The 23715-nt window shown below is 50.7% G+C and carries 24 protein-coding genes; 9 read left to right on the top strand and 15 right to left on the bottom strand.

The window, feature by feature from the left end:
• Positions 1-35 precede the first annotated feature (35 nt).
• From AV656_RS08400 to AV656_RS08385, 4 genes are all read left to right on the top strand, one after another.
• Positions 36-464, top strand: a complete 429-nt coding sequence (locus tag AV656_RS08400; RefSeq protein ID WP_063180792.1) for a hypothetical protein — start codon at positions 36-38, stop codon at positions 462-464.
• A gap of 22 nt (positions 465-486) precedes the next feature.
• Positions 487-828, top strand: a complete 342-nt coding sequence (locus tag AV656_RS08395; RefSeq protein WP_156484823.1) for a hypothetical protein — start codon at positions 487-489, stop codon at positions 826-828.
• 26 nt (positions 829-854) lie between these two features.
• Positions 855-1208 (top strand): hypothetical protein, encoded by a 354-nt coding sequence (locus tag AV656_RS08390; RefSeq protein WP_063180788.1) that lies wholly within the window; start codon positions 855-857, stop codon positions 1206-1208.
• A gap of 133 nt (positions 1209-1341) precedes the next feature.
• A complete protein-coding gene (locus AV656_RS08385; RefSeq protein WP_063180786.1) occupies positions 1342-1914 on the top strand; it encodes a hypothetical protein in 573 nt (190 codons plus the stop codon).
• Between the two features lie 58 nt (positions 1915-1972).
• Here the strand turns inward: AV656_RS08385 and AV656_RS08380 are convergent, their stop codons facing one another.
• Together AV656_RS08380 and AV656_RS08375 are read right to left on the bottom strand one after the other, a co-directional pair.
• A complete protein-coding gene (locus tag AV656_RS08380) occupies positions 1973-3313 on the bottom strand; it encodes an MFS transporter (protein ID WP_063180784.1) in 1341 nt (446 codons plus the stop codon).
• A 34-nt stretch (positions 3314-3347) separates the two neighbouring features.
• The gene (locus AV656_RS08375) at positions 3348-4904 is read right to left on the bottom strand and encodes an AMP-binding protein (RefSeq protein ID WP_063180779.1); all 1557 of its coding nucleotides are present in this window, start codon (positions 4902-4904) and stop codon (positions 3348-3350) included.
• A gap of 139 nt (positions 4905-5043) precedes the next feature.
• Between AV656_RS08375 and AV656_RS08370 the strand changes: the two genes are divergently transcribed.
• Complete coding sequence (locus tag AV656_RS08370) at positions 5044-5673, top strand: TetR/AcrR family transcriptional regulator (RefSeq protein ID WP_082818663.1); 630 nt, start codon at positions 5044-5046, stop codon at positions 5671-5673.
• Between the two features lie 137 nt (positions 5674-5810).
• Here the strand turns inward: AV656_RS08370 and AV656_RS08365 are convergent, their stop codons facing one another.
• From AV656_RS08365 to AV656_RS08320, 10 genes are all read right to left on the bottom strand, one after another.
• Positions 5811-6701, bottom strand: a complete 891-nt coding sequence (locus tag AV656_RS08365) for a VOC family protein (protein ID WP_063180777.1) — start codon at positions 6699-6701, stop codon at positions 5811-5813.
• Between the two features lie 18 nt (positions 6702-6719).
• Positions 6720-8303 carry a bifunctional 3-(3-hydroxy-phenyl)propionate/3-hydroxycinnamic acid hydroxylase gene (locus AV656_RS08360; RefSeq protein ID WP_063180775.1) on the bottom strand — a complete coding sequence of 528 codons (1584 nt, stop codon included), beginning with the start codon at positions 8301-8303 and terminating at the stop codon, positions 6720-6722.
• A 69-nt stretch (positions 8304-8372) separates the two neighbouring features.
• Positions 8373-9356 (bottom strand): fumarylacetoacetate hydrolase family protein, encoded by a 984-nt coding sequence (locus AV656_RS08355; protein WP_063180773.1) that lies wholly within the window; start codon positions 9354-9356, stop codon positions 8373-8375.
• A gap of 14 nt (positions 9357-9370) precedes the next feature.
• Positions 9371-10102 carry a FadR/GntR family transcriptional regulator gene (locus tag AV656_RS08350; protein ID WP_156484821.1) on the bottom strand — a complete coding sequence of 244 codons (732 nt, stop codon included), beginning with the start codon at positions 10100-10102 and terminating at the stop codon, positions 9371-9373.
• 204 nt (positions 10103-10306) lie between these two features.
• Positions 10307-11476: an aminotransferase class I/II-fold pyridoxal phosphate-dependent enzyme gene (locus AV656_RS08345; RefSeq protein WP_063180768.1), complete on the bottom strand. Its 1170-nt coding sequence runs from the start codon at positions 11474-11476 to the stop codon at positions 10307-10309.
• Positions 11477-11551: 75 nt separating this feature from the next.
• Complete coding sequence (locus tag AV656_RS08340; protein ID WP_063180766.1) at positions 11552-12835, bottom strand: TRAP transporter large permease; 1284 nt, start codon at positions 12833-12835, stop codon at positions 11552-11554.
• A complete protein-coding gene (locus AV656_RS08335) occupies positions 12832-13326 on the bottom strand; it encodes a TRAP transporter small permease (protein ID WP_063180763.1) in 495 nt (164 codons plus the stop codon). Before AV656_RS08335 ends, AV656_RS08340 begins: the two co-directional genes overlap by 4 nt.
• A gap of 69 nt (positions 13327-13395) precedes the next feature.
• Positions 13396-14424, bottom strand: a complete 1029-nt coding sequence (locus AV656_RS08330) for a DctP family TRAP transporter solute-binding subunit (RefSeq protein WP_331711549.1) — start codon at positions 14422-14424, stop codon at positions 13396-13398.
• 5 nt (positions 14425-14429) lie between these two features.
• Complete coding sequence (locus tag AV656_RS08325; protein ID WP_063180759.1) at positions 14430-15083, bottom strand: GntR family transcriptional regulator; 654 nt, start codon at positions 15081-15083, stop codon at positions 14430-14432.
• A 177-nt stretch (positions 15084-15260) separates the two neighbouring features.
• Positions 15261-15860: a TetR/AcrR family transcriptional regulator gene (locus AV656_RS08320; protein WP_063180757.1), complete on the bottom strand. Its 600-nt coding sequence runs from the start codon at positions 15858-15860 to the stop codon at positions 15261-15263.
• Positions 15861-16072: 212 nt separating this feature from the next.
• On the opposite strand from AV656_RS08320, the gene AV656_RS08315 reads away from it, so the two are divergent.
• The 4 genes from AV656_RS08315 to AV656_RS16680 all read left to right on the top strand — a co-directional run bounded on the left by AV656_RS08315 (position 16073) and on the right by AV656_RS16680 (position 20846).
• Complete coding sequence (locus AV656_RS08315; protein WP_063180755.1) at positions 16073-17413, top strand: MFS transporter; 1341 nt, start codon at positions 16073-16075, stop codon at positions 17411-17413.
• Positions 17410-19398: an acetoacetate--CoA ligase gene (locus AV656_RS08310; RefSeq protein WP_063180753.1), complete on the top strand. Its 1989-nt coding sequence runs from the start codon at positions 17410-17412 to the stop codon at positions 19396-19398. The genes AV656_RS08315 and AV656_RS08310 overlap by 4 nt, the downstream gene beginning before the upstream one ends.
• A gap of 201 nt (positions 19399-19599) precedes the next feature.
• Positions 19600-20595, top strand: a complete 996-nt coding sequence (locus tag AV656_RS08305; RefSeq protein WP_063180751.1) for a DUF1672 family protein — start codon at positions 19600-19602, stop codon at positions 20593-20595.
• Positions 20596-20723: 128 nt separating this feature from the next.
• Entirely contained in the window at positions 20724-20846 is a 123-nt protein-coding gene (locus AV656_RS16680; protein WP_269447382.1) for a hypothetical protein, read from the top strand.
• A gap of 376 nt (positions 20847-21222) precedes the next feature.
• Here the strand turns inward: AV656_RS16680 and AV656_RS08300 are convergent, their stop codons facing one another.
• From AV656_RS08300 to AV656_RS08290, 3 genes are read right to left on the bottom strand one after another with little or no spacing between them, the layout of a single operon-like run.
• Positions 21223-21720 carry a 3-isopropylmalate dehydratase small subunit gene (locus tag AV656_RS08300; RefSeq protein WP_063180748.1) on the bottom strand — a complete coding sequence of 166 codons (498 nt, stop codon included), beginning with the start codon at positions 21718-21720 and terminating at the stop codon, positions 21223-21225.
• Entirely contained in the window at positions 21717-22967 is a 1251-nt protein-coding gene (locus AV656_RS08295) for a 3-isopropylmalate dehydratase large subunit (protein WP_063180746.1), read from the bottom strand. The genes AV656_RS08300 and AV656_RS08295 overlap by 4 nt, the downstream gene beginning before the upstream one ends.
• 18 nt (positions 22968-22985) lie before the next feature.
• Entirely contained in the window at positions 22986-23708 is a 723-nt protein-coding gene (locus AV656_RS08290; protein ID WP_063180744.1) for an IclR family transcriptional regulator, read from the bottom strand.
• Positions 23709-23715: the final 7 nt, after the last annotated feature.

The following is a 23715-nucleotide window of genomic DNA, read 5'->3' as shown; positions in this document are numbered from 1 at the left end:
AGAATAGAAAAGTCATTTGGAAGGGGGAAGGCTTAATGTCACCCGCGCGTTCAAAATTAATTGACTATGAGAAGTTACCGGATATCATATCCACCGCTGAGTTGAACAAGCTGTTTAAGGAAGTTCTTGAGTTGTATCAACAAAAAGTATATAAGAGTCATGAATTCCTAGAGATTTTATTCGAATTGGCGAGTAGGCAAGCCCTGACCTACGAAATATTAGCCCCTGAAATTAAATCTGAAATCGATAAGGAACTTTGTGAACTGTGGAACACCGAAACCTATGACGAAGTCGATGCGAATTTATCCATTGTTTTAATGCTGGGCCTCGAAAACTGTTTTGAAAAGATCAAAAAGTCGTTGGACGAGGATCAAATGTCTCCAGAAATCAGACTGGAAATCGAGCAAGCCATTAAGGAGGCGGGAGACAACATCTCAGATCCTTATTGGGGAATGAAGGAATAAAGTGAAAGGATTGACCACGAGTTTGATTAATACAACATACTACGATGGCTTCGAAGGCGAACCCGAACTCCTGATTAGAGACGAAAACAGAGAAATGATTATATGGAATGGCTATTTCGTCATCATCCTTAATTCCATCCTAAAAACAGAAGTTGAAAAGGGAGGAATGCCCGAAGTGTATTCCAAACAGGAAGGCTGGTACGACGAACCATGGCCTATTGAGGATATCCCGCTAACCATTAATCAACTTAGGGCATTTGATTTGGATAAAACTGAAGGGACAGAAACGCTAATGGAAGTATTACCTGAACTCATCGAATTTCTTGAGAATGCAGAAGGACAGGTATTCATCGAGTACGAGTGACTTGTTGTAGGCTAAGGGGGACTGATGTGATCAACACAACATACTACGATGGCTTTGAAGGCGAGCATCAGATCACTTTAATTAATGGCGAAGACCAACTAATTATATGGGACGGTTATTTCGACACGATCATGGATGTCCTCTTTGACAGCGGAATCGAAAAGGAAGGCATCGTTAAGGATTACTTTTATCTGGAGGGCTGGTACGATGAACCCCAACCGATTGAGGACATCCCATTAACCATCCGGCAGTTAAAGGCATTCGACGTAAGGAAATCTGGTCGGATGGAAAGTTTAAAAGAAGTGGCGGTAGAATTGGTTGAGGATATGATCAAGTTCCTTGAGAGGGCAGATGGTGAAGTGATGATTGAGCTGGTTTAGAGTTAATTGGAGATACACTTGTGAACAGATCGTAACCCTCCAAAACCCTGGAGAAACTGAGCCTTAAGCCGTCCTCGATTATTTGTCCGGGCATACGCTAACGGTTAAACAGATGATTGTAGGAGGCTTTTACTTGCAGATTGAAGAGGGGAATGGGGCGGAGTCTCAAACACATAAACGCAACCGGCAAAGGGCCAGGAATGTCTCCGTACTGGTCGGACTTATTTTGACGGTTTCGATATTGATGTTTAAGCTGACTGCGCCTGCATTCGGCTCACTATATGGAAATGCTGAGAGCAGCCCTGCAATAGACGAGGTTCCTATAGAATTTGATGCTCATGGACCCCTTTTAAATACCGATTTTGATCCTGCAACAAATACAATCACCGTACAGAATAGCGGGGTATATGAAGTAACGGCATCACTTTCTGTTTTATTTCCGGACAGCCCATCTGCTCAGCAGGCATTTTTCTTCATAAGAGTCAATGACGCTTTCTTTACTCCTGATGTCGCATTCGAAGCTGCCGTTAATGGAAATGCTAGTTTAGTTCTCAACACAGGAAAGACCATTCAGATTGGCTTACATGCAGGAGATAATTTGTCTGTTGTTCCGACAGGGATCGTCGGAGAGGTGAACTACCGTCTTGCCTCACTTACTGTCATTCGGATAGGACCGCTCGTAGCGGATCACCACCTCGATAAGTAGTGCTTAAAGGCAAAGAGAAAAGCAGCCAGTCGGCTGCTTTTCTTCATTCCTCAATGATTCAACTATTGCTCCCCGAGGGCGCGAGCTTCAGTTCAGGTTCTTCAAGATCCCCAAGTTCCGCATGCTCTTCGTACTGGGTGAACGTGCGTGTATCCGGCGAGAAGATGGACAGGATCAGGGAGATCAGAAGTCCGCCGATCATGAAGCCGCCGAACAGGTACGGGGCAGCGCCGAACCGGTCGCCCATGGTGGCCCAGAGCATTGGGCCGAAGCCGACGATGGCAGCGGCCACCTGGTAGCCGAGCGAGAGTCCGGTGTAGCGGACGTTGGCCGGGAACAGTTCGGAGAAGAACGTTCCCTGTGTGGCGAAGATCGATGCCCATACGACGCCGAGCAGAAGGATCTGCATCGTGAAGAACCAGCCGGTGCCTGCAGGGACTGCCAGGAAGTACGGGATGGCCAGGGCAATCATGGCGACAAGTCCAGCGATGTAGATCGTTTTACGGCCGATAAAGTCGGAGATGTAGCCGACGATTGGAATCGTGATGACCATCGTGGCACAGCTGAGTGTCAGGGCAAGGAGTGCCTGGTCACGCGAATATCCGACATAGGTGGTCGCGTAGACAAGGACGAATGACATGAGGAAGACGTTGAAGAATCCATCACCAAGCTTCAGACCGATGACACGGAACAGGTCCTTTTTATTGTTGCGGAACAGGTCAGCCACCGGGATTTTCGCAATCTGTCCGGATTCTTTCTTCTTCTGGAATTCCGGTGTTTCTTCAATCGTGCTCCGGATCCAGATGGCAAGTACAATCAGTACCGCACTGAACAGGAACGGGATGCGCCAGCCCCAGGCCATAAACTGCGCTTCGGTCGTGAAGGCGCTGATGGCGGTGAAGCTGAACGTTCCGAGGACAAGCCCGATCGGCACGCCCAGCTGCGGGATGGAACCGAACAGGCCGCGAAGCCCTTTACGCGCGGATTCCGTTGCCAGAAGGACCGCTCCGCCCCATTCACCGCCGAGTGCGATGCCTTGGATCAGGCGCAAGATGACGAGGAGGACAGGGGCCAGCACACCGACCTGGGCGTAGGTGGGGAGCAACCCAATTAAGAAGGAACTTCCGCCCATCCCGATCAGGGTCAGCATGAGCGAGGCTTTCCGCCCGATCCTGTCCCCGATATGCCCGAAGATGATACTGCCGATCGGCCGTGCCGCATACCCGGCGCCGAATGTGGCGAAGGCGATCAGAATGGAGATGGCCGGGTCATGGTTAGGGAAGAACAGGGTCGAGAACACCAGCGCGGTCGCCGTCCCGTACAGATAGAAATCGTACCATTCAATCACAGAGCCGGAGAGGCTGGCGAGTAGGACTTTTCCTTTTTTCTTCTTCGTCATATGGATGCCTTCTTCCTGTTAATAGTGTGTATCCTCATGCGAGGACGGATCGGCGGATCAGATGCTTCTGGATTTTTCCGACGGCGGTTCTCGGGAAGTCTTGAACCACATCGATGGTATCCGGCACCTTGAAGTTGGCGAGACGTTCCCGGCAGTAGGCCAGCAGTTCTTCCGAAGAAGCCTGAGCGCCATCGTGCAAGATGACAAACGCCTTGATCGCTTCATCTTTGATTGGATCAGGGACGCCGATCACCGCTGCTTCGTATACGGCTCCATGATCGGTCAGCACGCTTTCCACTTCACCGGCCGCAACGTTCTCGCCGGAACGTTTGATCATGTCCTTCAGGCGGTCGACAAAGTAAAAGCGGCCGTCTTCTCCAAGCCTGGCATTGTCGCCGGTCATCAGCCAGCCGTTTTGGACGGTGGCGGCAGTGGCTTCGGGGTTCTTGAAATAGCCTTTCATGATCGTCCTGCCAGGGACACCTCTCACTGCAATCTGCCCGGTCTGTCCTGCAGGAACCTCGTTGCCTTCCTCATCGATCAGCTTCACTTCATATCCGAGAGTCGGCCGTCCGATACTCAGGTTGTTGGGTGTTCCGTGTGGCTGGTTCATTAGCGGAATCCCGACAGTTTCGGTCATGCCGTACAGCTGATAAAGGCGGGTATCGAACTGATCTTCGAACTGGTCGAGTTCCTGCTGTCCCACCGACTGGGCGAACAGGATGAGCCGGAGCGGGTTGTCCCGGTCTGCCGGGTCGTACTCCTTTGAAAGAATCATGCGGATCGGAGCGGCGAACAGGGAACCGACCGTCCCACCGAGCGCCTTGGCCTGCTTGAAATAGCGGGTAGCACTGAACCGCTCGGTAAGGGCGATGCTTCCGCCCGCCATCAGTGCCGGCATGCAGGTGTAGTACTGTCCGTTGCCGTGGAAGAGGGGGAGTACCGTGAATGTCCGGTCATCCGGCGTGAGCCCAATCGTTTTGGACATCAGCTCGCCGGTGAAGATGTAGTTCGCATTCGTCACCTGGACGCCTTTAGGCTTGGACGTCGTTCCGGAAGTGTACAGCATGCCGACGACATCTTCCGTGTGAACTTCAGGAAGTTCGATGTCGAGTTGTTTTCCTACTTCGACAAGTTGATCGAAGGAATAGGCTCCCTCATGACCTTCGGAGCGGGTCAGGATCGTGTGCCGGATATTCGGAATCTCGTCGTTAATGCTGGCAAACTTCTCAAGGTAGTCTTCTTCGGTGATGAGCAAAACAGAATCCGAGTGATTGATCAGATAGTTCATCTCGTCTGCGGTTGACAGGACGTTGGTCGGCACCATGACGGCACCGATCTCTGCTGCCGCAAACCAGATGGTCAGGAATTCCGTGTTGTTCGGCAGGTGGACGGTGAAGTGATCCCCTTTTTTGATGCCGAGGTGGAGAAGAGAGCGGCTGAATGCATACACTTCCTCGTGAAACTCTCTGTAAGTCTTGCGCGTTTGGTCGCCCTTCGCGTCTTCAAATGTAATAAACTCCTTGTCCCCGTACTGCTCTGCCTTTTCCTTCAACACCGTGCGCAGTGTCCGGTTTCCGATGATATCCATGTTGTGGCCTCCCTTATTAAAGCGCTTACAACTTTCGTAGACCGCGGTCTTAGACTATAGTCTATAATATAAGCAATCGTGAATTGGTATGTCAACAATATTTAGAATAATTAATATAAAGTCTTGAAAGGGGACCATCATGACCACTACAAACCGGCAAACCCAGGCAGAACAGACCAAGCAGCGGCTGTTCGATACGGCATTGGAACTGTTCAATAAAAAGGGCTTCGACAACGTCAGTGTCGATGAAATCGTGAAACAGAGCAACAGCTCCAAAGGCGCTTTCTACGGCCACTTCAAATCCAAGTACGGGATCTTCATCGAGAAATTCAAGGAGATCGACTCCTTCTACGAAGAATTCGTCCGCACCATCCCGGAGGAAGCCTCCTTTAATGAAAAGATTCTGCTCCTGTTCGAAGGGCAGATGGACTACCTTGCAAACATCCTCGGCAAAGACCTGATGCGGACCGTCTACATCAGCGGCCTCAACGACACCGACGAAAACTTCTTTGCCAACTCCGAGCGGAGCCTATACAGGATTGTCAGAGGAATGATCAAGGAAGCGATTGAACGGGGAGAACTGCAGAAGGATGTCGACATCCAACGGCTCACCTGGCAGATCACCCGCTGCATGCGCGGCACATTGTATGATTGGCATGCGTTCGGAGAGACGTTTGATCTTCAGAAAGAGAGCAGGGAATATATCGAAGTGTTCATGGATGGGGTCATGGGGAGGTATGGGGGCGAACGGAGCGGGAATAGAAAGTGAATCGCGATCAATCTCGCACCAGTTCCCACTAAGCCCCCTCCGAATCCCCACCATCCAAGCGTGAGTCACAACGAACGCCACTTGAGTTCTAACCAAACAAAAAAGCCGGCAACCCTAGTAGTGGGTGCCGGCTTCATTCATACATTCGCCAAGTCGACTTCGAACTCAGTCCCCCAGGCGCTGAGACCATCCCACACGCGTGGTTTGAGCGGAAGGAATTCGTGCCATGGGCGGGGTTCGTAGATTCCGAGTTCCGGGACGTAGACATCCATATCCGTAAACAGTTCGACGACGTTGCCGTCCGGGTCATAGTGGTAGGTGGCGATGTTATGGCCGGAGGTGTGACGGGACGGTCCCCAGATGACCGGGTGGCCGTGCTTGGCCAGCAGGTCGCTGCTGATGGTGTGGTGGCTGGCGTCTTTCAGTTGGAAGGCGATGTGGTGCAGCGTCTGGCTTTTGGTTGGGGACGCAACAATGTTGATGACGTGGTGATCGGTGTTGCAGGTGAGGAAGTTGGCAAAGTCTTCGCCGATCTGGTCACTGAACATGAATCCGAGAGCTTCCTCATAGAACTTGATGACGTTTTTAAAGTCTTTGGCATAGAAGGCGAGGTGGCCGAGTTTCTGCGGGACGATGCCGGATTGGGCAAAGCCCGGCGCGGTATGTTCGATATCGTTGAAGATATGGACAGTGTTGCCGTCCGGATCATGAAGTTCGACAAGTTCGGAAACCCCCGGAATGGCATCTGTTTTCAGGACGGAGGAGATCCCGATATCTTTGAGTTTGGCCTGGACTTCTTCATGTGTGAGCTTCCCGTCCAGCTGGTAGCCGTAGCTCAGGACTTTTTTCTCCAGGGCGGGGGTGATCACGATGTTGTGATGGTCGAAGCCGTTGCTCAGATAAATGACGCCGCTTTCTTCCTTCGTCAGGACGTATCCCATCGTGCGGATATAGTAATCCTTCATCTTTTCAGCGTTGGGGGAAGCGAAATTCACATACACCAGCCGGAATGCCTTTACGTTTGCCATTGTCATCTACCTCCTGATTTATCGTGCATTTGCCATGTCGGTTTGTTCAATAAGCTGAGCGGAGAGTCCTTCTACCAAAGTTGGCAGGTCTTCCTTTTGGCTGCGGACACCGTAAATGTAGAAATCCGGACGGAACAGGGCGACTTCAACATTGTTTGTGCGGAAGAATGCTTCATACGTTCCTTCTGTATCGATGACGGCATCCGATTCAGGCTGTCCTGGAGGGACGACTTTGGCAAACACCGCACTGATGTCCTCTAAGATCTGGATCTGCTGTTCATTCAGCAACTCTCTCGGATCGTGGTTCCTTCCCAGGAGAACCCAGCCCTGGCCGACGACGTTATCGAACAGTCCGCTCTTGCCGTTATATTCGACCATTCCTTGAGGGGAAAGATGCCCGGTCAATCCGGCCTCTTTTTCGCTTCCGCCTTGGTCGAATACACCTTCCGTAAGGGTCGGGAAAGCAGGGAATGGAGGGAAGTTACCGCTCAGGAACTGTTCGTCCCGCTGTTTCGCGCGTTCCGCGTCTGTGATGCAGATGATTTTTCCGAGGTAAATTGCGGCTTCTATCAGCTTCTCCATATGGGGTTTGCGTTCTTCTGTGTACGTGTCCAGGATCGATTCATCCGTGATGCCTTTCAGCAGCAGATCCAGCTTCCAAGCCAGGCTGGCAGCGTCCCGGATGCCGGATGACATGCCTTGTCCCATGAACGGCGGGGTCAAGTGCGCAGCGTCTCCTGCCAGCATCAGCCGGTTTTTGCGCCATTCGTCCACCCATTTGGCTTTGAATGTATAGACCGCATGGCGCTCCATTTTTGCATTTCCAGGATGGATGCCCCATGGCTCAAGAAACTTCCATGCGACTTCTTGGCTTTTAAACTCTTCCTTGGTTTCACCGGGAAGCAGCATGAACTCCCAGCGTCTCCTGCCCGGCCCGCCGGACACACAGGTGGTCGGCCGCTTTGGATCACAGACTTGCAGGTTCATCGGCGTGAATTCCATTTCCTCTGTCGGGATGATGTCCACGATGAGGAAATCATTATAGAAGCCGAGATCGTTCACGGTGTGCTCCATGTTGTCCCGGACAAAGCTGTTTGCCCCGTCACAGCCGATGACATATTTGGCGGCGGTGTTGATGACTTCACCGTTGACGGATTTGAACAGGACGTTGACCTGGTCTTCATACTCATTGAGATGAATCGCGTTGTAGCCGAGGTTGATCGTCACTGAAGGCTGACTTTCACAGGCTTTATTCATGATCGTTTCCAGTTCGGCTTGGTTGAACAGCATGTCAGCCGGCCATCCGGAGATCCCGTCCTGCGACCAGTCTATTTCGAGGAGGGGGACACGGTCTGCATTGCACCAGACATAGTTGTCGGGAACCTTCACTGAAATTCTTTTAATATCTTCGACAGGACAGATCTTCTGCAGCAGCCGTGTGATCTCGTGGTCATATTTCACCGCACGGGGGAGTCCGTAGGGACGGTCATACCGTTCAAAAACGCCTACGTTCCAACCTTTCTGCCCAAGCAGGGCGGACACCATCTTGCCGACAGGGCCGTAGCCGATCACGATCACGTCATAAGCGTGTGTCTTCGTCATGTCTGACCTCCAGTATTTATTAGTGTAAGCGCATACAATTTGTCCGTGGGTGCAGGGCACCCGGTCAATTTATGCCTTGGAAGAGACGAGAGCGGGTGCCTGTACCTTGTTTTTCTGTTCGCCCAGATCGATTTTACCGTCAGCGCTTTTGATGCTGGCGCGAATGACGTCGCCGTCTTTCAGGTAGCGGCCGCTTTTGCTTTGGGCTTCAACGAGCACTTCAAGCCGGTGGTCGGCGGCGATGGTCGGGTTAGAGACAGTCACGAGCAGATCCGGAGTCAGGTTCAGCGCCACGCCGCCGGTCGTGCCGGACAAGATCAAGTCGCCTTTATCGAAGTCCATGACCCCGGACAGTTCAGCGATCGTTTCGGCTGGCTTGAACAGAAGCTGTTCCGTGTTGGCTTCCTGTCGGATCTCGTCGTTCACCCAAAGCTTGAGTTCCAGGTTGTGGATGAGCGGAACGTCTTCCTGATCCAGCAGGTAAAGGTAGGGGCCAACCGGGCAGAACGTGCGGTAGCTTTTGCCTTTTAGCCATTGACCCTGGATAAGCTGGACGTCCCGCGCGGAAACATCGTTGGCAATGACGATTCCTGCCAGGTATTCATGCAGGTTGTCGTCTGTGACCGCTGTTTCTTCAGTAATATCTTTGCCGATTACGAGACCAAGCTCGATTTCATAATCGAGGAGTTTGACATGTTCGGGGCTGACCACGGTCGAATACGCACCGGTGAGGGAGCTGTTCGCTTTGTCGAAGATCATGTTGAACGGCGGCCGTTTCGCCTCCATGCCCGCTTCTTCACGGTGCGTGGAATAGTTGGCCCCCTGGCAGATGATTTTGGCCGGCTTGGTGACCGGGCTCAGGAGTGTGATCTCCGAAAGTGCCACTGTTTGGAGGGTATCGTTGCCGATGGCCTCTTTTGCTTCTGCTTGTCCAGTCTCAAGGAAATCAGCCAGCGTCTTGGAGCTGTTGTCTAGAACCTTCACGTTCTCCCCGTCCACAACGCCCCATTTGTTTGTCCCCTGATCTTCAAAACGTACCAATTGAATCCCCATCTTCAAAACTCCCTTCAGTTGTCTTGTTTTTGTGATGCTTCAATCAGTTGCCGTACTCTCAGAATCATGTCGGTCATCACGGCTTTTGCCCGGTCGGCATCGCCTGACATCACCGCTTCATACAGGTTCCGGTGCCGGTTCAGAATCTCGGTCGTCGGCTTTTCCTGCTGCAGTTCGGTGTGCTCGTTCAAAGAAGAGACCGTTTTTTCACGGCTTAGGATCAGGCCTTTGTGCAGCAGTCTCAGCAGGCCGGCCATGAGCTGATTGTGGGACGCCTCGATGATGCTCAAGTGGAAGTCAAAGTCTGCCGCTGCCCATGCCTTCGGATCATCCAATGTCTGTTCCAGGCGTTCAAAGCAGGCGGTAATTTTGGCTTTCTCGTCTTCCGTTGCATGTTTGGCTGCCAGTGCGGCAGCGTCAGGTTCGAGTCCGAGCCTCACTTCCGTCAGGTCCAGGAGGAACTTGTCTTTCCGCTGTTCGGACTCGCTCAGCCACGACATGACACTCAGATCCCAAAGCTGCCACTCCTCGCGGGGTAGCACAACCGTGCCGGAGCGCTGGTTGGCCCGGATGATTTTCCGTGCCGCCAAACCTTGCAGCGCCTCCCGCATCACCGTCCGGCTCACACCATAATTCTCACTGAGTTCCTCCACCTTGGGAAGACGCTCTCCAGGGGAGATGACCCCGTTGACAATGTCTCTTCCGAGGGCATTGACGACTTCCTCGCTGCGACTTCTAACCCGCATTTCAATCACCTACAGTCTGAAATAGTCGGTACCAGTATATCGCCTCCAAGGAGCACTCATGAATAAAATAATATTTACTATGTTTTCAGATAAATATTATTTAATGGAATGATAAACGAGTATGAGCATGGGTGTCAAGGGGGTACTTTGAAGTTTTTTGGCAAAAGAAAAAACAGCCGGTCGGCTGCTTTTCATGGTTAATGTTCACGGTTGAAGTTCATGGAGGAATGTCTCCATCCGATCCAGACCTTTCACTAAGGTGTCCATGGAAGTGGCGTAGGAAATCCGGATAAAGCCTTCACCGTATGAAGTGAACGAGCCACCCGGAACAACTGCGACATGTTGGCTGTCCAAAAGCTTTTCTGCAAATTCCCATGATCCAAGCCTGGTTCTGGTGATCGAAGGGAACAGGTAGAAGGCGCCAGTGGGCAGCTCAACGTCCAGCCCCATTTCAGTTAGCCTGCGGTGTGCATAATCACGCCGTCTGATATACGCCTTGTTCATCTCTTTCGGGATGTCCCGGCAGGTTTCAAGAGCCTCAATCGCCGCGTACTGACTAGGCAAGGAAGCACAGATTGAGTTGGACATATGAACTTTCAGAATCTGTTCGGTCAGAAATCGCGGAGCGAGAACAAACCCGACTCTCCAGCCCGTCATCGAGTGGGACTTGGACAGCCCGTGAATCAGAATGAGCTGATTCCGCAAAGATGGATAGGAAGCCAAGGAAATGTGTGGTCCGCTGTACACATTCTCGCTGTAGATTTCATCTGAAATGACAAACAGGTCATGCCGGCTCAACACATCGGCAAGCCGGTCGGTCGTGTCACGGTCAAGAGTGGCGCCGGTCGGATTGGACGGATAGTTGAGGATCACCGCTTTTGTCCGGAGCGTGACGAGCGCCTCAAGCCGTACAGGGTCGGGTTTAAAACCAGTGTCCGATGTATCCAGGTAAACCGGGACACCGCCGGCAAGCCTAATGACCGGATCATAGCCCGAGTAGATCGGAGCGGGGAGGATGACTTCATCTCCTTCTCTCAGAATCGTCCGCAGGGCGGCATCGATTCCGCTGCTTGCGCCGTTTGTGATCAGGATTTCGTGTTCCGGGTCATAAGCGAATCCATATGATTGATGAAAATGCCTGGAAACACTTTTTCGGAGAGAGAGCAGGCCAGCATTATGGGAGTAGCCGGTCAGGTTGTTCGTAATGGCTGCGACCGCGGCCTGTTTGATCGGCTCCGGAGTCGGGAAGTCAGGTTCACCGATGGTCAGATTGATGCCGTCGGGAAGCAGGTTGACTTTGTTTGCAAACACGCGGATGCCCGGTATGGAGATTCCTGCGGCATTCTCGTTAATCTGCGTTATCAACGAATTCATGCAGTTTCACGTCCTTCACGATCACTCTGTATACTGTATACAGCTGTATTTTTGGGAAAGGATTATTTGACTGTTTCAGCCAAATAATCCTGGGAGCCATGTGGACAGGGCAGGAACATACGTAATTAGAAGCAGGCAGATGATCATCGTAAGCAGGAACGGAATCACACCAACTACAATCTTTTCAAACTTCACATTGCCGACGCTGGAAGCAACAAACAGGTTGACCCCGAGCGGAGGCGTGATAAACCCGATGGCGAGGTTGGCGACGAGGATGACGCCAAAATGCACAGGGTCCACGCCGACCTCTGTAACGATCGGCAGCAAAATTGGCGTCAGCACGACGAGTGCAGAGATGGTGTCGATAAACATTCCGACAATCAGCAGCAGGATGTTGATCAACAGCAGAATAACAAGAGGGTTCGACGACAAGTCGGTAAGAATCTGGGCTAGCTGGCCCGGAATCTGTTCGAGCGTCATGAAGTAGGCGAACGACACCGACAATCCGATAATGATCATCGTCGTGGCATTGATGACCACCGATTCGCGGAAGCTTTCAAAGACGTCCTCCCAGCTCAATTCCTTGTAGACAAATTTCCCGACGAAGAAGGCGTACACAGCTGCGACTACGGCTGCTTCAGTAGGGGAGAAGATACCTCCGTAGATGCCTCCCAAAATAATGACCGGAATGAGAAGCGCCCATTTGGCGTCAAAGGTGGCTTTCAGGACATCCTTCATGGAGAAGCCGTCGATATCTTGCGCCACATACCCCTTTTTCTTGGCAATGATGTAGGAAGTGATGATCAGGCCAATCCCGATCAGAAGCCCCGGGATCACTCCGGCGAGGAAAAGGCTGCCGACGGAGACGCTTCCGATGACTCCGAAAAGGACAAACGGGATACTGGGCGGGATGATGACGCCGATGGAACCGGCAGAGGCGGAAACCGCAGCGGCGAAGCCGCTGTCGTATCGTTTCCGGATCATTTCGGGAATCATGAATCCGCCGATTGCCGCCACCGTTGCAGGGCCCGAACCCGATATGGCAGCAAAGAACATACTGGCAACGATGGTCACGGCCGAGAGTCCGCCGGTGATCCACCCGACGATCGTCGTCGCCAGGTTAAGCAGTCGCTTGGACACACCGCCTTTGCCCATCAGGATACCTGCGAGCATAAAGAATGGAATGGCGAGCAGCGGAAATGAGTCCAGTGACGTGAAAGCTTTTTGCGAAATAATCTCAAGGGGCAAGGTCGATCCGAAATAGATGGCAACAAGTGCGGCAACCCCTAGAGAGATGGCGATCGGCACGCCGATCAGCAGGCAGATAAACAGTGTTCCGAACAATAATGCGACTGTCATATCATCGTCTCCTCGATTGGGGGATCCTCATAGTCTCCTCGCCAGATTTCGATAAACCGCTGTGCCAGGCGGAAGACCATTCCGGCTGAACCGAGCGGGATGGCCAGAAAAGGAATCCAGATCGGCAGCTGCATCGCCGGACTCACCTGGCCGAATTCAATGCTCATCATCACGAGCTTGGTGCCCATGACCGCGAGAAACAGGGCCAGCAAAAACCAGATCAGTGTGCTGATGGTCTCCAGGATTTTTCGTGGTGTACCGCTAAGGCGGGTGATAAAGGCTTCCACCCGGATATGCTGCCTTAGCTTCACTGCATAGCTGGCGCCGATCCATACCTGGAAAATATGGATATACCGGGCCAGTTCCTCTGTCCAGCTTGGAGCGGATTGGAAGAGGTAGCGACCGACCACCTGTGAAAAGATCAGGAGGACCATCAGGACAAGCGTGGATACAAGAATGATTTCTTCGAATCTGGCAAGCTTCTTTGCCATAGGGTCACGTCCTTTTGCGAATGGGGAATCCGTGTACTGCCCGGATTCCCCATCTTTTGTGAGTTCTATTTATTTCTTCGCATTCATTGCTTTATCAACGATGTCTTCCCCGATCTGAGGAACGTACTTGTCATAAACAGGTTGTGCCGCTTCGCGGAATGCCTTTTTCTGCTCTGCGGAAAGTTCGTTGACTTGCATTCCGCTTTCCTTCAGCTTCTCGAGGAATTCTTTGTCTTGTTTCTGGGCCAGTTCACGCTGTTCATCTCGGAACTCAATGGCTTTTTCCATGAGCAGTTCCTGGAGGTCTTCAGGCAGGCCGTTGTAGAAGTCGTTGTTCATGAGAAGGAGTGTGGCCGCATAGACGTGGCCGGACATCGTCAGGTAATCCTGGACTTCATAGAATTTGTTCGTGTAGTAAAGGGAGATCGGTGCCTCCATGGCGTCATATGTTTTCTGCTGGAGTGCAGTATAGAGTTCGCCGAATGCAAACGGGGAAGCATTTGTGCCGAACGACTTGAACGTATCGGTATGGAGCGGATTTTCAAGCGTCCGGAACTTCTGGCCGGCCAGATCTTCCGGAGATTCAACCGGGCCTTCATTGTTGGAGATGTGGCGGAAGCCGTTTTCCCCGAATGCCAGACCTTTCAGCTTATCTGCTTCGAGCTCTTTGAGCAGTTCCTGGCCAAGTTCGCCGTCAAGCGCGGCATAGGCGGACTCATGATCTTCAAACAGGAACGGAAGGTCAAAGACGAGGAATTTGTCGTTGAATGATGCCATAGGCGCAAGTGCCGGGATTGTCATCTCGACGTTTCCGAGCTGAACGGCTTCAATCGCTTCCCGGTCGGAAGGGTACAGCTGACCGTTCGGGTAGATTTCAACTTTCAGTCGGCCATCTGATTCTTCTTCAAGACGTTCCTTGAACTTTTCGGCTGCGATGTGGCTGGACTGTTCTTCAGATACGAGGTGGGCGATCCGGATTGTGTACTGTTCGGAGTTCTCGCTGCCTTCCGCAGACGGTGAACTGTCTGTCGGACGGCCACATCCTGAGGCAACCAAGGCTGCCATCGCAAGCATTAATACTAGTTTTTTCAACGTCATCATCCTTACTGATAGTATTTTAGGAAGCGTTTTTCCACATTCATCAGATGTTCTGTCATCAATTGCTTGGCGCGGTCGATGTCCCCGGCTTTCAGCGACTCGACGATTTTGCGGTGCTCTTCATAAGCATCCTTTGCGCTGATGGGAAGGGTGTTGGAGAGGATCAGGAATGCCCTGTTCACCCCGGTGTTCATCTGGTTGAGGAGTTCTCTCGTTTTCGGATTTTCGTTCAGGGATGAGAGGATCAGGTGGAACTCCCGGTCATATTCGATGAAGTTGTGAAAGTCATCGCTGCCGACAGCTTCCGCCTGGCTTGCCAGATTGGAATCCAACTTATCGAAAACGCTGTCATTCAGGTCATCTGAAATCTTTTCCAGATTGTGGACTTCCAGAACTCGCCGAATTTCCATCAGATGCCTGGATTCTTCTTTGGTGAACGTTGCAACGGTAGCGGGACTTCCTTTTTTAAGAATCACTAACCCTTCCATTGAAAGCCTCATCAATGCTTCCCGGAGAGGGGTACGGCTGATCCCCAATTGGGCAGACAATCTTTCTTCCGGCAGCTCTTCATTGGGTTCAAGTCGTCCGGAAACAATTTCTTCTTTTAATTGACGATAAGCTTGTTGAGCGAGTGTTTCTCTAGGTGCAATTCGTCGCAATCGATCACCCACCTTTGCAGATATGTATACTGTATACAGCAATAATAGAAAAGTAGGACTAGTTCGTCAATAACTATTTTAACTTTTTAGAAAACTTTAGTGCTATAATTTTGTGAATGAAAAAGCGGAGAACGCAGGAATGCGTTCTCCGTCTTTTGTTTAGTATTTCATCGTCTGTTAATCACCAGTCTTCAACCCATCCAACAACGCCCTGAACACCATCCGCTGCTCATCCACCAGCGAAGTCCTCCCGCGGTTCAGGCTCCAGTTGTACAGCACCCCGCGCATCCCGTGAATCAGTACCGTTACGATGTTATGCGCCCTGTATCCTTCCTTGAATTCACTCTTTTCAATGCCTTCCTGGCACAGGCTGAACAAAATATCGTAGAGCGGCCGGTCCGGGTCGAGAAAATACGAGGAACGCTCTGTGCTAAGTTCCTGTTCGTAGATGGTTCGGGTGACATCCCAGCCGATTTTGTTTTGGAGGTAAGTCATCTGGAGTTCGAGAAAGAGGGTGAGCCGCTCCATGACCGGTTGATCGGCGTCGAGCTGGGGCACCAGATGCTCAACGTAGAACTGGTCAATCTGCTTGAATTGTTCTGCGAAGACTTCGTGCTTGCTCGTGAAGTGATTGTAGAAGGCGCCTTTCGAGGTGTTGGTCACGGCCACGATTTCATCAACCGTAACATTATTGAAGCCGCGTTCGTGAAAGAGGGCGATGGCGGCTTCTATGATTTTCTGTTTGGTTTTCTGGCCCTGTTTCTGTCTGACGTTCATATAATCAACCCTTTCAGAATTTTGATAATACTTATTGACAAGTAGACTTTAGTCTGTCAATTTATTAGATACAGACCGTAGTCTCTTCATTATTTCGGAACGGGGGATGGTTGTAAAGTATTATGAAAGCGCATTCAAAAAGAGGAGCGGAAAAGACGAACATGCAACCTGTCGCAGCCATTCAGGTTTAATCCAAAGAGGGGGAAATTGAGATGAACCAGGCGGAAGTAATCAGGGGAATTGAGAAAAGCACCATTTCCAAGACGATGAAACGAATCTTGCCATTTATCCTAGTCCTTTATGTCATCGCTTATCTGGACCGGGTCAACCTGGGCTACGCGGCGTTGGAGATGAATGCCGATCTTGCTTTGTCCGCGGAAGTGTTTGGGCTTCTATCGGGAATCTTCTTTATCGGTTATTTCTTCTTTGAAGTACCGAGCAATATGATCATGAGCAAGGTGGGCGCGAAGCTGTGGATCGCGCGCATCATGATCACCTGGGGAATCGTCGTCGTCCTGACCGGTTTTGCCCAGTCAGCGACACATCTTTATATTCTTCGCTTTCTTCTCGGGGTGGCGGAAGCCGGATTTTTCCCGGGGGTCATTCTTTACCTGACGTACTGGTTCCGCGCTTCGGAGCGGGGTCGAGCGACGGCTGTGCTGCTTTTGGCGTTGCCGATCGGCGGCATCATTGGTGCGCCGGTATCCACGTGGATCATCGATAACATTTCGTGGGCGGGAATGCAGGGCTGGCGCTGGATGTTCATCCTGGAAGGGATCCCGGCTCTCCTGCTTGGTGTGGCCGTCCTGTTCTGGATGACGAACCGCCCGAAGGATGCTAAGTGGCTGACCGACGAGGAGAAAACCTGGCTGGAAAGTGAACTGGAAGAAGAGCGGAACATCTCGTCTTCCATCAATAAAGTATCGAAGCTCGACATGATCAAAGACTCTCGGGTATGGAAGCTGTCCCTGCTTTACTTCACGGGATACAGCGCAATCTACGGCCTGTCGTTCTGGTTGCCGACGATCATCAAGTCGCTATCTGTGAGCACGACGACGAACATGGAGATCGGCTGGCTCGCGATGATCCCGTCCCTGGTCGGGATTCCGGCCATCCTGCTGATGGGGTGGAGCGCGGACCGCACTGGGGCCCATAAAACCCACCTGCTGCTCTGCTTCCTCGTTGCCATTGTCGGATTCATCGGCTGCGGACTTTCCAGTTCGGTTGTCCCGGTTGTCCTGATGCTGACCATCACATCTTTCGGACTTTACGGGTTCACAGGCTGCTTCTTTGCCTACATGACATTCTTTTTCACGGAAAACACGGCGCCGGTCGGCATTGCGCTCGTCAACTCGTTTGCCGCACTGGGCGGGTTTGTCGGCCCGATGATCCTCGGCCTGGTCACGCTGCAGCAGGGCATGTTCATCCTTTCCGGCATGCTCACAGTCGGGATCATTACCCTGATGAGACTGAAACTCCAGAAGAACATCGCGAAAAAAGATGCGCTTGAAGAAGTTGAGACAGAACTTGCGATTGAGGGGGAAATGAAATGACAGCTGCCACACAGGGGGAGGTTATCTGGACACCTTCCGAACAGAGGGTTGAACAGTCGGTCATGCGGGATTACATGGCCTGGCTCAAGAAAGAAAAGGGGGTTGACGTCGAGAATTATCCGGAGCTGTGGAAATGGTCGGTGGATGAGCTGGAGGCGTTCTGGGAAAGCATTTGGGAGTATACCGGCGTGGTCGGCGAACCGTCCTATACGAATGTATTGGAAGGCGGTTCCATGATGGAATGCAAATGGTTCCAGGGGGCGTCGCTGAACTTCACGGAGAATGTCTTCTCGAACAGGGATGCGGGAAGGCCTGCGCTGCATGCCCGTTCCGAGTTTATTCCGACCCGTTCCATCAGCTGGGGGGAGCTGGAGAAGCAGGTGGCGTCCGTCGCCAATAACCTCCGCGATCTGGGCGTGAAACCGGGGGACCGGGTCGCCGCTTACCTGCCGAACATTCCGGAAGCGGCGATCGCCTTCCTGGCAACGGCAAGCATCGGTGCCGTATGGTCGATCTGCGCGCCTGATTTCGGCTCGGACAGCGTGGTCACCCGGTTCGGCCAGATTGAACCCGTCGTCCTGATCGCAGTGGACGGCTACTCCTACAATGGAAAAAAATTTGACAAGCGCGGTGATGTGGAGGACATCCGGAAGCAGCTGCCGACCGTCCGGCACACCATCTTCGTTCCGTATATCCAGGAAGACGTGCCGGAGGACTGCACGGCCTGGGAGAACTTGCTCGGTGAGGATGTCCCGCTAGCCGCGGATAGGCTCCCATTCAGCCATCCGCTCTGGATCGTCTATTCGTCCGGTACAACAGGCCTGCCGAAACCGATCGTCCACAGCCACGGCGGAATCGTACTGGAAACCAAGAAATTGATGACGATCCAGCATGATCTCGGGCCCGAGGATGTTGTCTTCTGGTTTTCCTCGACCGGCTGGATCATGTGGAACCTGCTCGTCGGCAGCTGGCAGGCCGGCTCGACAATCGTCCTTTATGACGGCAGCCCCTCCAATCCGGACATGAATGTCCTTTGGGAACTGGCGGAGGAAACGGGAATCACCTTCTTCGGCACGAGCGCACCGTTTATTTTAAATTCCATGAAAATGGGCGTCAGCCCGCAAGACAAGCACGACCTCAGCAAACTGAAATCCGTTTTTTCCACGGGCGCCCCGCTGACGGCGGAAGGCTACCGGTGGGTATATGACCATGTGAAATCCGATGTCTGGCTCGTGTCGGTCAGCGGCGGTACCGATATCGCCGGAGGCTTTGTGGGCGGAGTTCCAATCGACCCGGTACGCATCGGGGAAATCCAGGGACGGTGCCTGGCTGTGGCTGCCGAAGCGTTTGACGAACAAGGCAACGCCCTGACCGATGAAGTGGGTGAACTCGTCATCACCAAACCGATGCCGAGCATGCCGATCTACTTCTGGGGCGACCAAAACAACGAGCGCTACCACGAAAGCTACTTTGACACTTATCCGGGTATCTGGAAACATGGCGACTGGATTAAAGTCGACGGAGAGGGCCGGTGTATCATCTACGGCCGCTCCGACTCCACGATCAACCGTTCCGGCGTCCGGATGGGCACAAGCGACCTGTACCGGGTCATCGCGGGTGTGGACGACGTGTTCGACAGCTTGGTCATTGACTTGGAGATGATCGGGAAGACTGCGTCTCTGCTGCTGTTTGTCGTTCTGAAAGAAGGCGCCCAGCTCGACGAGAACCTGGCCGGCCAGATCAAGAAACAGATTCGCGAAGAATTGTCGCCACGATTCATCCCGGATCAGATCTACGAAGTGTCAGACATCCCGAAAACCCTGAACGGCAAGAAGCTCGAAGTCCCGATCCGGAAGCTTCTGCTTGGGTTTGACCCTGAAAAGGTGATCAATCCAGACTCTATGAGTAACCCAGATTCGTTGCCGTTCTTTATGGAGTTGGCGGGGGAATTGAAGGAGAACAGTACAGAGACTCTGTTTGGATAAGGAAAATCTGTCTCTAAATCGAAGACCGTCTGGAGGGAAGACTCTCCGGGCGGTCTTTGCGTTTGGGATAGGAGCAGTTACCTTGGGAGGGTGAGTGGTTACTAGATTGACTGATTACAGTCTTTGGGATGATATAGTTGAAGGACTACTTCACTTGTCCGATAGGGAAGTATCTGCGTTAGTCCGACAGGAGGTTCAACTATGGGGATTAATAAAAGGTTTCTGGCCGGACTGGTTGGTGCCGCCTTGATTATTGGCGGGTGCAGTCACTTTGCATCTGGAAAAGACGAAGTTGTTAAAGATGCAGATTCAAGGTCCGGCCTAGAAGCAGGCGGAGAAGAAGAAGACCTGACATCTTCAAATACAAACAGCGATAAGCAGAATGGCTATGAAAAAGAAAACTTCGTGAGGGTACAGGATTATACTGGCGAGGGCTACGAATTACGGGATGCCAATCAAGAGATTCAAAAGACGGCAAGGGCTGCATCCGAAGAAATTGAAGACGCAGTTTCCGCTTTCTTTATGAAAAAATACAAAACGGAAATAACCGTTATGAACATTGTCGGTGCACGGGATGCTGCAACTGTTTATGTAGAATCGGTGGCGGACCCGCATTTCTATACATATGCCATCGTTCCTTATGACTTTTCAACCGGGACAATGAGAACGGATGACGTATGGACCCAGGAAGGTCAAGTGGAAATTGCACTATATGGTTGGCTTTATGCAAAAGCATACCCGGAACAATTCACCAAGCTGAATCAATTTCTTGAAGGGTTTGTTAACTCTAATCCTGTGACCGGTTTGACTGCTGAAGCCGTTTCAAAGGTAAAGGGGAGCGGCTTCTCGAATGTTTATTATCTCGTCAGCCCCTTTGGGCCAGCTTTTGAAGATGCATTGAAACTCTATTTGAAAAATCCGCAAGTGTCTGGAGAGCAAATCCGGCAAGTATTAGAAAAAACAGGTTATGATGCGAAGCATGTATCATTTGGTATTACCTTGTATATGGAAGAAGAAGCGGCACCGGATCCAGATATAATTAAATCACTTTCATCAGGGGTCAATGAATTAACCGGAATTCCTATTGGTGCATACTCGCTGAATCTTAATGACAACTATATCGACAAGCGGAGAGCCAGCGGTAACAAAGAAAATAGTATAGATCTCACTTGGCCTGATGAAATCATTAAAGAATGAACAGCTCGCCTTTTAGGAGAAATTCGGATTGATGTTCCATCTGGAAGGCAGTAATTTTTGCTAGAGTCTGTTGCCGCTGTTCCAGACTTTAGATCAGCCAATTGTATTGTTTATGGCGGTCCTGAAGAATGTCCGGACCGGTTGGCAACAGTGATATTGTCGACAATGCAATCTTCTCCGGCCGTTTCCAGTTTACCGTCCAGGATGGCCAATACCTGAAACTATCCGATGCAACAATTGAACAGCAGTAGAAGTGTGGAAGGTGGATTCCGTGCATATTCAAATGCCGGGATCTGCTTTTTTGTATGGTCGAATTTGCAGATCCTTGAAGTAGCTAGGGAATTATATAGGGTTGCACCGGATCCTGATTTAAACGAGGATTTAAAGCATGTGAATCGCATGCTTGATATGCACGTGGAAAGCCGGGAAGGAAACATGGGGCAGCCCTTTTTGCTCTTGGTGAAGCGGGCTATGAAGTGCGAAAGAAGCGAAGAATGTTGGAGAAACCATTTAGTACTTTTGAATAGTAAATTGAGGGTTGGATTAATAAACTCCAAAACAAATGCCCCTATGCAGCTGTAATGGCTGAATAGGGGCTACGTTGATTGGATGCTATAAATGTACTATTTATGATAACTCATATTTTCCATTCTCTTTAAGAAAATTAACCAGTCCATCAGCGGCAAGAATATTGATCATAACATCAGGCATTTGAGTTCCCTGATACTGTTCTTGCCGAGAGGCGTTTGTGATATTTCCCTCAGAAAAATCGATCTCAATGTCGTCTCCGTCTGCAATTGTGTGGTCAGGAGCCTCAATTACAGGCAGACCAATATTGATAGCATTCCTAAAAAATATCCTTGCAAATGATTGTGCGACAACAGCTGATATGCCAGCAGCCTGTAGAGCCAGGGGGGCCTGTTCTCTAGAAGAGCCGCAACCAAAGTTGTCACCGGCTACAAGAATATCTCCCTGTTTCACTTTAGTTCTGAATTCAGGGTCCAAATCTTCCAGAACATGATTTGCCAAATCAGACATATCCAGTGTTTTTGTGTATTTGCCTGGAATGATTCGATCTGTATCAATATTATCTCCGTATAGATGGGTTCTGCCCTTAACAATCATATTAAAATCTCCTCCTTATGGAGTGTGGAAGGATCCGTTATCTTCCCATGTAAGGCTGAAAGTGCTACAGTGGCCGGCGACCCCAAATAGATTTGTGAATCCCGATTGCCCATACGCCCTTGGAAGTTGCGGTTAGTTGCAGAAATAACATTCTCACCCTTACCAGGGATGCCTTGGTGGGTGCCTACACAAGGACCACAGCCTGAGGGGATAAACTTAACACCGGCTTTTGAAAGAATCTCAACAGTTCCATCAGACAGGGCTTCATTAAAGACTTCTTGAGAGGCAGGTCCGATAATAAATCGGACCTGCTCATGAATTTTCTTTCCTTTTAAAATTTCAGCCGCGGCATGTAGATCCTCTAGCCGGCCATTCGTACAACTTCCTATAAAGGCTTGGTGAATTGGGGTGCCGACAACATCTTGGATTGGAGCGACATTATCAGGAGAATGGGGGACTGCGACTGTCGGTTGTAAAGCAGATACATCCACTGTAATAACCTTTTCATACACAGCATCGGCATCAGGCTTAATATCTTCAAAACTATATGGGAGCTCCAAGCCTGTCGTATCTACAAAACCGGCTTTTCCCCCCATCTCGATTGTCATGTTGGCTATTGTCATCCTGCTGGATAAAGATAAGTCTTCCAGTGCTGGACCGGTAAATTCAACTGCTTTATATGTTGCACCTTCGATCCCGACCATTCCCACGACATGTAGGATTAGATCTTTTGCGGATGTACCTTGCGGGAAACGGCCTTCAAAAATAATTTTGATTGTCGCCGGTACTTTCAGCCACGTTTTTCCGGTCAGCATTGTTCCGGCTAAATCAGTTGACCCGACACCTGTAGCAAAAGCCCCTAGAGCTCCATAAGTGCAGGTGTGCGAGTCTGCCCCAAGAAAAAGCTGGCCGGGCTTTACATGGCCATTTTCAACCATCAACTGATGACAAATTCCTTCTCCGACATCATAAAGTTTAATCCCTTGTTCATTGGCAAAATCACGCATCATAGAATGGAGATTTGCAATCCGCTCATTTGGCGCAGGGGATGCATGGTCGATGACCAGAAAAGCCTTATCCGAATCCCAGACTTTTTTGCCTCCCATTTCCCTGAAAGCCTTGATCGCTAGCGGAGCAGTCGTATCAGATGCCATAACGCCATCAACGGATACAATGGCAATCTCATTTTTTATAACAGGCTTCCCAGCATGCTTAGAAATGATTTTTTCAATAATTGTCTGTCCCAAAATAATCCTCCATTCCTTTTATAGAATAGTGCCGCCGCCAAGTTTTTCAGTCACCGAATTTGCGGCTTTTTTCAAATGACGTGGATAATCCATCATCTTTTCTTCTGTTAAGTTTGAAGACAAGCCGGAAAGCGAAAGGCAGCCGGCTAAATGATTGCCTGAGTGAAAAAGAGGAGCTGAAAAGGAAAAAACTCCATCTATCCGCTCATTTGAACTGTGAGCATAACCATTCCTTCGAATAGTATTTAGGTCACCATCATTTTCTGACTTTGAATCTATAACTGCATGCTCTGTCGTATAGGCCAATAACACTTTTCCGGTAGCCCCTCTATCTAATGGGTAAGCTTTACCGATAATCACTTCTTGACGGATTAAACTTCTGCTATCAATTTTTTCGATGCATACGCGACTTCCATTCTCTAAGACATTCAAAGTTATTGTTTCTCCCGTTTGGTTGAACAATTCCTCCATGTCGGGTCTAGCAGATTTTCTGATATCTAGGTCTTCGTTAATAATGCTGCTTAATTGAAGAATCGGAGTGCCAAGATGGTAACAACCATCATGATCTTTACTGATCATACCTGTGACCATCAGCGAATTTAATAATCGGTATAAAGTTGGTCTGCTATATCCTGTATGTCTTGCGAAATCTTGAATGGTCATCTTTCTTTGATCATGCCCAAATGTAAAGAGGAGACTTATGGCCTTTTCGACGGACATCACACGTTCTTTATCTTTCATATTCTTC

The organism is Bhargavaea cecembensis (assembly GCF_001619585.1).
Taxonomy (GTDB): Bacteria; Bacillota; Bacilli; order Bacillales_A; family Planococcaceae; genus Bhargavaea; species Bhargavaea cecembensis_A.
The sequence above is the reverse complement of the archived record's forward strand: the minus strand, read 5'-3'. Positions and strand labels throughout refer to the sequence as shown.

Excerpts from the sequence above, each read along its gene's own strand:
- AV656_RS08330 (WP_331711549.1), bottom strand. The coding sequence starts at position 14,424 with ATGACGTTGAAAAAACTAGTATTAATGCTTGCGATGGCAGCCTTGGTT.
- AV656_RS08335 (WP_063180763.1), bottom strand. The coding sequence starts at position 13,326 with ATGGCAAAGAAGCTTGCCAGATTCGAAGAAATCATTCTTGTATCCACG.
- AV656_RS08365 (WP_063180777.1), bottom strand. The coding sequence starts at position 6,701 with ATGGCAAACGTAAAGGCATTCCGGCTGGTGTATGTGAATTTCGCTTCC.
- AV656_RS08370 (WP_082818663.1), top strand. The coding sequence starts at position 5,044 with ATGACCACTACAAACCGGCAAACCCAGGCAGAACAGACCAAGCAGCGG.
- AV656_RS08355 (WP_063180773.1), bottom strand. The coding sequence starts at position 9,356 with ATGGGGATTCAATTGGTACGTTTTGAAGATCAGGGGACAAACAAATGG.
- AV656_RS08400 (WP_063180792.1), top strand. The coding sequence starts at position 36 with ATGTCACCCGCGCGTTCAAAATTAATTGACTATGAGAAGTTACCGGAT.
- AV656_RS16680 (WP_269447382.1), top strand. The coding sequence starts at position 20,724 with ATGTCCGGACCGGTTGGCAACAGTGATATTGTCGACAATGCAATCTTC.
- AV656_RS08305 (WP_063180751.1), top strand. The coding sequence starts at position 19,600 with ATGGGGATTAATAAAAGGTTTCTGGCCGGACTGGTTGGTGCCGCCTTG.
- AV656_RS08350 (WP_156484821.1), bottom strand. The coding sequence starts at position 10,102 with ATGCGGGTTAGAAGTCGCAGCGAGGAAGTCGTCAATGCCCTCGGAAGA.
- AV656_RS08290 (WP_063180744.1), bottom strand. The coding sequence starts at position 23,708 with ATGAAAGATAAAGAACGTGTGATGTCCGTCGAAAAGGCCATAAGTCTC.
- AV656_RS08340 (WP_063180766.1), bottom strand. The coding sequence starts at position 12,835 with ATGACAGTCGCATTATTGTTCGGAACACTGTTTATCTGCCTGCTGATC.
- AV656_RS08345 (WP_063180768.1), bottom strand. The coding sequence starts at position 11,476 with ATGAATTCGTTGATAACGCAGATTAACGAGAATGCCGCAGGAATCTCC.
- AV656_RS08315 (WP_063180755.1), top strand. The coding sequence starts at position 16,073 with ATGAACCAGGCGGAAGTAATCAGGGGAATTGAGAAAAGCACCATTTCC.
- AV656_RS08310 (WP_063180753.1), top strand. The coding sequence starts at position 17,410 with ATGACAGCTGCCACACAGGGGGAGGTTATCTGGACACCTTCCGAACAG.
- AV656_RS08300 (WP_063180748.1), bottom strand. The coding sequence starts at position 21,720 with ATGATTGTTAAGGGCAGAACCCATCTATACGGAGATAATATTGATACA.
- AV656_RS08375 (WP_063180779.1), bottom strand. The coding sequence starts at position 4,904 with ATGGATATCATCGGAAACCGGACACTGCGCACGGTGTTGAAGGAAAAG.
- AV656_RS08380 (WP_063180784.1), bottom strand. The coding sequence starts at position 3,313 with ATGACGAAGAAGAAAAAAGGAAAAGTCCTACTCGCCAGCCTCTCCGGC.
- AV656_RS08320 (WP_063180757.1), bottom strand. The coding sequence starts at position 15,860 with ATGAACGTCAGACAGAAACAGGGCCAGAAAACCAAACAGAAAATCATA.
- AV656_RS08360 (WP_063180775.1), bottom strand. The coding sequence starts at position 8,303 with ATGACGAAGACACACGCTTATGACGTGATCGTGATCGGCTACGGCCCT.